The organism is Pseudomonas sp. Pseusp11 (assembly GCF_047304405.1).
GTDB lineage: Bacteria > Pseudomonadota > Gammaproteobacteria > Pseudomonadales > Pseudomonadaceae > Aquipseudomonas.
The window spans coordinates 1-9344 of sequence record NZ_JBGLZF010000084.1; the positions used below are offsets into that span (position 1 = coordinate 1).

A 9344-nucleotide genomic window follows, 5' to 3' on the forward strand; every position below is an offset into this window, starting at 1 on the left:
CTGCGTTTTGTGCCCGTATCCATTGCACCTTCCTGATAAGAAGCCAGAAGGTGTAAACCTTATTCAGGACGAAGCACCAGGTACAAAAAAGCCCGCCAAGGTGTAAGCCTTGGCGGGCTTTTTTGCAGGTTGATTGTCATTGCCGCGACTATCGTCAAAAGATCGCAGCCTTCGGCAGCTCCTACGTTGGATCGGCGTACACCCTGTAGGAGCTGCCGAAGGCTGCGATCTTTTGATCTTGGCTTTTTTAGGCCAAACGCTGCGCCTTCAACTCTTCACCCTGGCAAGCCGCCGCGGTGAACAGCACGTCGGTGGAGGAATTCAGCGCGGTTTCCGCCGAGTCCTGCAACACACCGATGATGAAGCCGACCGCCACCACCTGCATGGCGATTTCGCTCGGGATGCCGAACAGGCTGCACGCCAGTGGAATCAGCAGCAACGAACCGCCAGCCACGCCCGAGGCGCCACAGGCACAGATCGCCGCGACGATGCTGAGCAGAATGGCCGTCGGAATATCCACGGCAATGCCCAAGGTGTGCACGGCGGCCAGCGTCAGTACGGTGATGGTGATCGCTGCGCCGGCCATGTTGATGGTCGCGCCGAGCGGGATCGATACCGAATAGGTGTCTTCGTGCAGGCCCAGGCGTTTGCTCAATTCCAGGTTGACCGGAATGTTCGCCGCCGAGCTGCGGGTGAAGAAAGCGGTGATGCCGCTCTCGCGCAGGCAGGTGAGTACCAGCGGATACGGGTTGCGACGCAGCTTCCAGAACACGATGACCGGGTTCATCACCAGCGCCACGAACAGCATGCAGCCCAGCAGCACCGCCAGCAGGTGCATGTAACCGATCAACGCGCCGAAACCGGAAGTGGCGAGGGTCGAAGCCACCAGACCGAAGATCCCCAACGGCGCAAAACGGATCACCAGGCGCACGATCACGGTCACGCCATTGGACAAATCGCCCAGCACTTCGCGCGTCGTCTCGCCGGCATGGCGGATCGCAACGCCCATGCCGATCGCCCACGCCAGAATGCCGATGAAGTTGGCGTTCATCAGTGCGCTGACCGGGTTGTCGACCACGCTGAGCAGCAGGCTTTGCAGCACTTCGCTGATGCCGCCCGGCGCGGTGACCGCAACGTCCTGGGTCGACAGCACCAGGCTCGACGGAAACAACGTACTGGCGATCACCGCCACCACGGCTGCGGCGAAGGTGCCTAGCAGATACAGAAACAGAATCGGCCGGATATGGGTTTCCTGACCGTGTTTGTGGTTGGCAATCGAAGCCATGACCAGCACGAACACCAGAATCGGCGCGACAGCCTTGAGCGCCGACACGAATACTTTGCCAATGAAGGCGGTGGACTTCGCCACCTCGGGCGCGAACAGGGCCAGGGCAATCCCGGCGATCAGGCCGATGATGATTTGCGTGACCAGGCTGCTGCGTTTCAGGCGTTGAAAAAGAGAAGGGGATGAAGCGGTCATAACGGTATCTCTGATTTTATTAGGGTGCAGGGTTCCTTGGCTCATGCAGCAAAAAGCCGGGCAGGCCACATGGAGGGAACCGAAGGGGTCGCCACATCAATGCCAATCAATGGCCGATGAGCAAGGTGTCAATCTCGCGGGTCGCGGACTTTATCACAGCGTAGCCGCGATCCTTCAGACCTGTGACGATCTGCCACCTGATTGTTCAACGCGATTTGCAGGTTCGTGCAACTTCGCCCGGAAACACTCTGTTAAGCTTCGCCATCCTCATTTTCTAGTTCTGCCAGTGGGCCTTCGGGCTGTCGCTGGTGTCGTCGTTTTCCTGGAGTTCTGCATGCTGTTGCCCATTCTTCTGTTGTCCGCCGCCGGTTTCACGGTGCTGACCACGGAATTCATCATCGTCGGCCTGTTGCCGGCAATCGCCCGTGACCTGGACGTCAGCATTCCTCAAGCGGGTTTGCTGGTGACCCTGTTCGCGTTCACCGTGGCCGCGTTCGGGCCGTTCCTGACGGCGTATTTCGCAAGGTTTGAACGACGCAAACTGTTCATCAGCGTGTTGATCATGTTCGGCCTGGCCAACACGCTGGCGGCATTTGCGCCGAACATTTGGGTGATGGCCATTGCCCGGTTGATTCCCGCGCTGGGGTTGCCGGTGTTCTGGGCATTGGCCAGTGAAACCGCGGTGGACATTGTCGGCCCGGACTACGCCGGGCGGGCGATTGCCAAGATTGGTTTCGGCATCGTCTGCGCCACCGTATTCGGCATTCCGGTCGGCACGTTGATTTCCGATGCGTTCGGCTGGCGCAGTGCTTTCGGCATTCTGGCGGTGATTGCGTTTGCCAAGGCGCTGTTGCTGTTTATCTATTTGCCGAAAACCAGCCTGCACCAGCATCAGGTGAGTTTCCGTTCGCAGTTCAAGATCCTGCGCAGCCCGCTGATGCTGGGTCATGTACTGCTGTCGATCCTGGTGTTCAGCGGCATGTTCACCGCCTACACCTACCTGGCCGACATTCTTGAACGCCTCGCCGGTTTCAACGGCACCGTGGTCGGCTGGTGCCTGATGGGCTTCGGCGCGGTCGGGCTGATCGGCAACTCGCTGGGCGGTCGCGCGGTGGATCGTCACCCGCTGATCGCTTCTATGACGTTTTGCGCATTCATGATTGCCGGCATGGTGACGCTGGTGCCGAACATTCACTCGCCACTGGGGCTGGCGGCGGCGATGGGGATTTGGGGTGTGACCCAGGCGGCATTGTTCCTGGTCAGTCATGTGCGGTTGATGAAGGCGGCGCCTGAAGCGCCGGCCTTCGCGGCGTCGTTGAACATTGCCGGGGCCAACCTCGGGATCGGCCTGGGCGCCATGGTCGGCGGCCGGGTGATCGACAGTGTGGGCCTGGGCGGACTGGGTTTCGCCGCAGCCGGTTTTATCCTGGTTTCGATTCTCCTGGCCATGGCGCTGATGACCTTCAAGCCTCGCGAAATCTGCGCCTGAGGCTTCACATCTCGGTGAACAGCTCGCGTCGGGCACCTTCGGTAATGGCGACAATGCCGGGGTGCTTGACCTTGCGTTCCACCGAAATGGCGTAGAACGACTCGCGCACCGCGTCGGTCTGGCCGATCAACTCCACGCCGCATTGGCGTTTCACCTCGTCGGCAATCACGCTCGGGCCGATGAATATCCCGCTACCGGATTGGCCGAAAGCCTGCATCAAAGCGCTGTCGTCGAACTCGCCGACGATTCGCGGCTGGATCTGCTGTTCGGCAAACCAGCGTTGCAAGCGACTGCGCACCACGGTTTCCGGCCCGGGAATCAACAGCGGGGCGCCGTGCAGGCTGCGGGGGAAATCCTGGCCGTATCGCGCCGTCAGTTCAGCGGTGGCGAAGAAGCTGATACCGCATTCGCCGAGCTTCTGGCTGTAGCCCTTGATGTCCAGATGCGAGGGCATCGGGCTGTCGGAAATCACCAGGTCGAGGCGTTGAATCGCCAGGTCGGCGAGCAATCGTTCCAGTTTGTCTTCGCGGCAGGTGATGCGTAGCGGCTCGCTCAACTCCATGGTCGGCGCGATCAGGCGATAGACGATGGATTTGGGCACCACGTCGGCGACGCCCACCCGAAACAGAATCTGTTGCTCATTGGGCTGCGCCCGCAGCATCAGTTCCAGCTCGCCCCCAAGTTGAAACATCTGCTCGGCGTAGGGCAGGGTCTGACGCCCGGCTTCGGTGAGTTCCAGTTGCCGCCCGACCCGACGAAACAATTCAATGCCATAGGTTTGTTCGAGCAGGGAAATCTGCCCGCTGATGGTCTGTGGCGTCAGATTCAACTGCTCGCAGGCGCGCACGATGCTGCCGGTCTTGGCCACCACCCAGAAATAATGCAGCTGTCGGTAATTCAGCATTCATGTTCCCCGTAGCGTGTGTTTTGCTATGGATTCGTAAAAACCGAAGTATAACCGCTGAAAATACGAATTTTCCTGAAGTATTTGTCTCTTTAGACTGCCTCGCTATCGACGGATCGCCTTTCGGGTTCTGTCTGTTCTATCGAGGAAAGCATCATGAAGCTTAAAACCACCGCGCTGCTGATCACCTCCTTACTGGCGTTGGCCGGTTGCGACCAGGCCGAGAAAAGTGCTCAGCAATTGATGGGCAAGGCCGCCGAAAGCGCCAAACAGGCGATTGACGATACCCACAAAGCCGCCGAACAAGCGTTGAGCGAGGCCACGAGTGGCCTGATCAGCAAGAAAGAACAACCGGCCAAAGAGACGGGCAAAACCGACTCTTCGTCCCAGGAAATCTAAACCGTCTACAACGAGTCAGGACTGACCCATGGAATACCTTTTAGAACTCGCTGCAAGCCCCACCGCCTGGGTCGCTCTGGCCACATTGGTGGTGATGGAAATCGTGCTCGGCATCGATAACCTGATCTTCATCTCGATCCTCACCAACAAGCTGCCCGAACAGCATCGCCAGAAGGCGCGGCGCATTGGTATCGGCATGGCGTTGATCCTGCGCCTGGCGCTGTTGAGCACTATCGCGTTCATCGTCCAGTTGACTGAGCCGGTGATCGATATACTCGGCCACGCGTTCTCCTGGAAGGACATGATCCTGATCGCCGGCGGCCTGTTCCTGTTGTGGAAGGCGACCACCGAGATTCATCACAGCATGGACCCGTCGCCGGAAGATCCGACGTCGGCCACCTCGACCGTGACCCTGGGCTTTGCCGCCGCCATCGGTCAGATCCTGATGCTCGACATGGTGTTCTCCATCGACAGCATCATTACCGCTGTCGGCATGACCGAGCATTTGCCGATCATGATCATCGCGGTGGTGGTGTCGGTCCTGGTGATGTTGCTGGCTGCTGACCCGCTGGCCAAGTTCATCAACGACAACCCGACGGTGGTGATGCTGGCGCTGGGCTTCCTGATCATGATCGGCATGACGCTGATCGCCGAAGGTTTCGGCGCCCACGTACCGAAAGGCTATGTCTACGCGGCCATGGCGTTCTCGGCGACGATCGAAGGCTTGAACATGCTGTCGCGGCGGGCCAAACAGAGGCGTGTTGCCGCAGAAGCTTAATCGCCGATAAACGAAACGGCCGCCTGAGCTCGCGAGAGTCCAGGCGGCCGTTTTTTTTGTAGGACTGAAAAGCGCCAGTCAGTGCGCGGTGATGGGGTGTGTAGCCGGTTTATCGGTTTTGGCCACGGGCGCCGATTGAACCGGGTGGTGATGGTGCCGACGGGTAATGCGCAATACGCCCCACAACATGGCGGCGGCCACTGCCAGCCAGCCGGAAATCAACATCACAATGGTCATTGTCAGGCTCATCAGTGCCTCCTCTTTGCCCTGCCGCGGGCGCACACTCTTCCTTGGTAAAGGACAGTCTAGCCGTTGCTGTGTTTCAGGCTATTGACCAAAGGTCGCCTGTCATCAACCCGTTCGCTCTATCAAATGCAAACAACTGCCGGTTAAGGCTATACCGCTGTCGCGCGGCATCCTATGATCGACGGCCAAGCCGGCTGCGTGATCGCCTGGCGTCTGAACAAGAGAGTGATGATGGTGCGGGTATTTTCTCGAATTCGATCTTTGGCACTGATCGTTGGCTGCGTTGCCGGCCTGGCTGGCTGCGCGGGGAGCGTAGCGCCTGAGATCAAGCGTCTGCCGGAGCGTGTCGAACTCAGCGGTACGTTCTACCGCGGGCAAAGTTATCAGAGCGGGCCTCAAGTGCTGGCCAGCCTGTTGTCCCAACAGGACATCGTGATAACTCCGGGGTTGCTCGAAAAGCCCTTGAATTTACCGGGTGCCGAAGACCGGTTGCAGCAGAACATGCAAAACCTCGCCCGCGAATACGGGATGGTGGTCTATCCCCTCGACAGCCAATTGCCGGCGCTACTGACCCAGGTCGCGGCCGGTTATCCGGTGATGGTACGCATTACTGAAGGCTCGGCGTTCTGGGCCGGACCGCGATACGCCATTCTTGCCGGGTACAACCGTCAGAAGCAGACCGTGTTGCTGCGCACCGGGATGGATCGTCGGTTGCTGATGGGGTTCAGCGCCTTTGAGTCGGCGCTCGAGAATGCCGGCGGTTGGGCCGTTTTGATCCAGAAGCCGGACCAGATTCCGGCCAACGTCGATCAACAGCGCTGGCTGAAAGCGGCGAACGATCTTGCCCAATCTGGTCAGGAGCAAGCGGCAGCCAGGGCGAAGAAGGCACTGACCGCGCAGTAGTTTCCGCTCGTCATCTGCAAGGCACGACTCAGCGTTTTTGGTCTCTTATATAAAGGGCCCGGATTCTCGCCGGGTCGTGACCAGGAGGCGCCCATGGCTCATCCCAATACCCCCGACGGCCCGCACTCGTCCGAGCATTCGTCCGATAATGAGTTGGGGTTTGACCCCGATTCTCCGGACGTTGCTGATCCTCAGGTCGACCCCATCGGACCTGCCAGGGCGCCCAGGGACATAAAGCCGGGTGAGGAGGGCAAGAAGAAGCCGGCCAAGCCTTACGACCCACTCGGTAATCTGAGACCCAAGTCTTAGTGAGAGGTGCATATGTCTACCGATTCGAGCTTTGATGACAAACATCCGGATCCTCCCGACAGTGTTCCGACAACCCTCGAACCGGACGTGGACCCGGTGATGGATCCGGACAGTCCGTTAAGGGACCCCTTGGCCAGGCCGACGGTGGTGCCGACGAAGCATCCACAGGGCTGGAGAGACCCGAGTGCCGGGGATGGCATTCCGGATGACGATCAGATGCCGTTGCCCAATGATTGACCGCCTGACGAAAACCGCCCGCCAACAAACCGCCCGCCAACAAAAAGCCCCGATTATTCGGGGCTTTCGTTGGCGGGTGTTTCGACCTTATTTCGAGGCTTCAACCACACCGCTCTGGCGATGTTTGAGGTTCTTCTCTGACTTGTATTGCAGGGCGACGGACGGCACGTTGGTGCTCTTGCCGGTTTCGACCCAGCTACGAATCCGTGTCGCATCGGCAAAGTGCGTGTACTTGCCGAAGGCATCGAGAATCACCAGCGCAACCGGACGGTTACCCATGCTGGTCACCAGCACCAGGCAGTGGCCGGCCTCGTTGGTAAAACCGGTTTTCGTCAGCTTGATGTCCCAGTTCGGCTTGTTGATCAAATGGTCGGTGTTGTGGAACCCCAGGCTGTAGTTGGGTTTACGGAAACTGACGGTTTTTTCCTTGGTGGTGCTCAGCTCGGTCAATAGCGGGTACTTGTGCGCGGCGATCAGCAGTTTGCTCAGGTCGCGGGCGGTGGACACGTTGCGCGGGGAGAGGCCCGTCGGTTCGACGAAGTGGGTGCTGGTCATGCCCAGCGCCTTGGCTTTGGCGTTCATGGCGGCAATGAACGCGACATAACCGCCCGGATAGTGATGCGCCAGCGTCGCGGCGGCACGGTTTTCCGATGACATCAGGGCGATCAGCAGCATCTCGCGGCGCGACAATTCGCTTTTGAGTTTGACCCGGGAGAACACGCCCTTCATTTCCGGGGTGTCGCTGATGTTGACGGGAATGTATTCGTCCATGTTCTGCCGCGCTTCCACGACCACCAGGCCGGTCATCAGTTTGCTGACAGAGGCGATGGGTACGACGACATCAGGGTTGCTGGCATAAATGACTTTGTTGGTTTGCAGATCCATCAGCAAAGCGCTGCCGGACGCGATCTTCAGTTGTGAATTGTTTCGTGGTGCCGCGGTGGTTTCACCGGCGTTGACCGTTGGCGTGATGAAAGTCCCTGTAACTGCAAAAACTAGGCTCAGGATGGAAAGACGGATTTTCACGCTGGCAGACTCATAAAGGGTGGATATGCCGTTCTGTAACGGGCTGTTTCTTAAAAACGTCGCATTTTAGGAGTATGTGCCAGGAAAGCCATAGGCGCCTGTAAGAGAGGGGGTAAAAGTGAAGAATATTTAATGCTGTAACTCTTTCTTTACTATTTGGCTTTGCAGTTGTCCGACCTCTGTGATCGAGCTGTTTGCTACAGGCAAAAAGAACCCCGCGATGGGCGGGGTTCTTTTTGGGGGCAGCAGGGTGAGAGTGAACTCAGCTGTGCAGTGTTTCTGCGGCGTACAACGTGTTTTCCAGCAGGCAGGCGCGGGTCATCGGGCCGACGCCACCCGGTACCGGAGTGATCCAGCCGGCACGGGCCAGGGCCGACTCGTAAGTCACGTCGCCGACCAGCTTGCCGTCTTCCTGACGGTTGATGCCGACGTCGATCACGATCGCGCCTTCCTTAATCCACTCACCTTTGACCAGGCCCGGCTTGCCGGCGGCAACCACTACCAGGTCGGCGCGACCGACGTGGCCGGCCAGATCCTTGGTGAAGCGGTGGGTGACAGTCACGGTGCAACCGGCCAGCAGCAGTTCCATCGCCATCGGACGACCAACAATGTTGGAAGCCCCGACAATGACCGCGTCCATCCCGTAAAGATTGACGCCGGTGCTTTCCAGCAGCGTCATGATGCCTTTGGGTGTGCACGGGCGCAGCAGCGGAATACGCTGCGCCAGGCGACCGACGTTATAAGGGTGGAAACCGTCGACGTCCTTGTCGGGACGAATGCGCTCCAGCAATTTGGAGGCGTCCAGGTGTTCAGGTAGAGGCAGCTGAAGCAGAACGCCATCGATTGCCGGGTCGTCGTTCAGGCGATCGATCAGATCGGTCAGCGCTGCTTGGGTGGTGTCGGCAGGCAGGTCATAGGCTTGGGATAGGAAGCCGACCTCTTCACAGTCTTTACGCTTGTGCGAGACATAAACCTGAGAGGCAGGATCGCTGCCGACCAGGATCACCGCGAGGCCGGGCGTGCGCAGGCCTTGCTGGCGACGCTCGGCAACTCGTTTGGCGATCTGCTGGCGCAGGCTGGCGGCGATCGATTTGCCGTCGATTAGTTGTGCAGTCATTGCGCGTGATTAACCATCGAGAGGGGAAAAAAAGAGAGCGCATTCTCGCATGTCATGAGGTGAGGGCAAAGGCGCTTGGTCTGCAAATTCCCCTAACTCCTTTAATTAAATGAATTTTTTTCAAAAAGGATTTGACGACCTTCAGGGGGCTCTATACTATTCGTCGCACTTGTCGGGCACAGCCTAGCACTGGTTAAGAAGGTCGAGCGGAGTTACGGTTTCGCAAGACTGAAAAGCACTTAGTTTGTAGTCCTTCAAGGGTACAGATTAACAAGGCGCCCGTAGCTCAGCTGGATAGAGCATCCGCCTTCTAAGCGGATGGTCGCAGGTTCGAGTCCTGCCGGGTGCGCCATTAGGCAGCATTGGCACAAGTAGCGCGATATGGTGGGCGTAGCTCAGTTGGTAGAGCACGGGATTGTGACTCCCGTTGTCGTGGGTTCGATCCCCATCGTCCAC

11 protein-coding genes and 1 tRNA gene are annotated in these 9344 nt (G+C 58.7%); 7 read left to right on the forward strand and 5 right to left on the reverse strand.

Annotated features, from left to right (window positions below):
* Nucleotides 1-247: 247 nt before the first annotated feature.
* Nucleotides 248-1480, reverse strand: a complete 1233-nt coding sequence (sstT, locus tag ACCC96_RS30070; protein WP_019648399.1) for a serine/threonine transporter SstT — start codon at nucleotides 1478-1480, stop codon at nucleotides 248-250.
* Between the two features lie 334 nt (nucleotides 1481-1814).
* On the opposite strand from sstT, the gene ACCC96_RS30075 reads away from it, so the two are divergent.
* Nucleotides 1815-2969: an MFS transporter gene (locus ACCC96_RS30075; RefSeq protein WP_138867944.1), complete on the forward strand. Its 1155-nt coding sequence runs from the start codon at nucleotides 1815-1817 to the stop codon at nucleotides 2967-2969.
* A 4-nt stretch (nucleotides 2970-2973) separates the two neighbouring features.
* Here the strand turns inward: ACCC96_RS30075 and nhaR are convergent, their stop codons facing one another.
* The gene (gene nhaR / locus ACCC96_RS30080; protein WP_018925414.1) at nucleotides 2974-3873 is read right to left on the reverse strand and encodes a transcriptional activator NhaR; all 900 of its coding nucleotides are present in this window, start codon (nucleotides 3871-3873) and stop codon (nucleotides 2974-2976) included.
* Nucleotides 3874-4029: 156 nt separating this feature from the next.
* On the opposite strand from nhaR, the gene ACCC96_RS30085 reads away from it, so the two are divergent.
* Both ACCC96_RS30085 and ACCC96_RS30090 read left to right on the forward strand, forming a co-directional pair.
* Complete coding sequence (locus ACCC96_RS30085) at nucleotides 4030-4272, forward strand: hypothetical protein (RefSeq protein WP_413697724.1); 243 nt, start codon at nucleotides 4030-4032, stop codon at nucleotides 4270-4272.
* A gap of 28 nt (nucleotides 4273-4300) precedes the next feature.
* A complete protein-coding gene (locus ACCC96_RS30090) occupies nucleotides 4301-5050 on the forward strand; it encodes a TerC family protein (protein ID WP_018925415.1) in 750 nt (249 codons plus the stop codon).
* Nucleotides 5051-5128: 78 nt separating this feature from the next.
* On the opposite strand, the gene ACCC96_RS30095 is transcribed toward ACCC96_RS30090, so the two are convergent.
* Nucleotides 5129-5299, reverse strand: coding sequence for a hypothetical protein (locus ACCC96_RS30095; RefSeq protein ID WP_019648402.1), 171 nt, complete (start codon nucleotides 5297-5299; stop codon nucleotides 5129-5131).
* Between the two features lie 171 nt (nucleotides 5300-5470).
* On the opposite strand from ACCC96_RS30095, the gene ACCC96_RS30100 reads away from it, so the two are divergent.
* From ACCC96_RS30100 to ACCC96_RS30110, 3 genes are all read left to right on the forward strand, one after another.
* Complete coding sequence (locus ACCC96_RS30100; RefSeq protein ID WP_018925417.1) at nucleotides 5471-6199, forward strand: hypothetical protein; 729 nt, start codon at nucleotides 5471-5473, stop codon at nucleotides 6197-6199.
* Nucleotides 6200-6292: 93 nt separating this feature from the next.
* The gene (locus ACCC96_RS30105) at nucleotides 6293-6508 is read left to right on the forward strand and encodes a DUF6021 family protein (RefSeq protein WP_019580004.1); all 216 of its coding nucleotides are present in this window, start codon (nucleotides 6293-6295) and stop codon (nucleotides 6506-6508) included.
* Nucleotides 6509-6520: 12 nt separating this feature from the next.
* Nucleotides 6521-6745 carry a hypothetical protein gene (locus ACCC96_RS30110; RefSeq protein ID WP_019648403.1) on the forward strand — a complete coding sequence of 75 codons (225 nt, stop codon included), beginning with the start codon at nucleotides 6521-6523 and terminating at the stop codon, nucleotides 6743-6745.
* An 87-nt stretch (nucleotides 6746-6832) separates the two neighbouring features.
* On the opposite strand, the gene pbpG is transcribed toward ACCC96_RS30110, so the two are convergent.
* Both pbpG and folD read right to left on the reverse strand, forming a co-directional pair.
* Nucleotides 6833-7771, reverse strand: a complete 939-nt coding sequence (gene pbpG / locus ACCC96_RS30115; protein WP_413697725.1) for a D-alanyl-D-alanine endopeptidase — start codon at nucleotides 7769-7771, stop codon at nucleotides 6833-6835.
* A gap of 262 nt (nucleotides 7772-8033) precedes the next feature.
* Nucleotides 8034-8888, reverse strand: a complete 855-nt coding sequence (folD, locus tag ACCC96_RS30120; RefSeq protein ID WP_019648405.1) for a bifunctional methylenetetrahydrofolate dehydrogenase/methenyltetrahydrofolate cyclohydrolase FolD — start codon at nucleotides 8886-8888, stop codon at nucleotides 8034-8036.
* A 275-nt stretch (nucleotides 8889-9163) separates the two neighbouring features.
* On the opposite strand from folD, the gene ACCC96_RS30125 reads away from it, so the two are divergent.
* Nucleotides 9164-9240, forward strand: a tRNA-Arg gene (locus tag ACCC96_RS30125).
* Nucleotides 9241-9344 lie beyond the last annotated feature (104 nt).

Excerpts from the sequence above, each read along its gene's own strand:
- folD (WP_019648405.1), bottom strand. The coding sequence starts at position 8,888 with ATGACTGCACAACTAATCGACGGCAAATCGATCGCCGCCAGCCTGCGC.
- ACCC96_RS30100 (WP_018925417.1), top strand. The coding sequence starts at position 5,471 with ATGATCGACGGCCAAGCCGGCTGCGTGATCGCCTGGCGTCTGAACAAG.
- ACCC96_RS30075 (WP_138867944.1), top strand. The coding sequence starts at position 1,815 with ATGCTGTTGCCCATTCTTCTGTTGTCCGCCGCCGGTTTCACGGTGCTG.
- ACCC96_RS30090 (WP_018925415.1), top strand. The coding sequence starts at position 4,301 with ATGGAATACCTTTTAGAACTCGCTGCAAGCCCCACCGCCTGGGTCGCT.
- ACCC96_RS30110 (WP_019648403.1), top strand. The coding sequence starts at position 6,521 with ATGTCTACCGATTCGAGCTTTGATGACAAACATCCGGATCCTCCCGAC.
- ACCC96_RS30085 (WP_413697724.1), top strand. The coding sequence starts at position 4,030 with ATGAAGCTTAAAACCACCGCGCTGCTGATCACCTCCTTACTGGCGTTG.
- ACCC96_RS30105 (WP_019580004.1), top strand. The coding sequence starts at position 6,293 with ATGGCTCATCCCAATACCCCCGACGGCCCGCACTCGTCCGAGCATTCG.
- sstT (WP_019648399.1), bottom strand. The coding sequence starts at position 1,480 with ATGACCGCTTCATCCCCTTCTCTTTTTCAACGCCTGAAACGCAGCAGC.
- ACCC96_RS30095 (WP_019648402.1), bottom strand. The coding sequence starts at position 5,299 with ATGAGCCTGACAATGACCATTGTGATGTTGATTTCCGGCTGGCTGGCA.
- nhaR (WP_018925414.1), bottom strand. The coding sequence starts at position 3,873 with ATGCTGAATTACCGACAGCTGCATTATTTCTGGGTGGTGGCCAAGACC.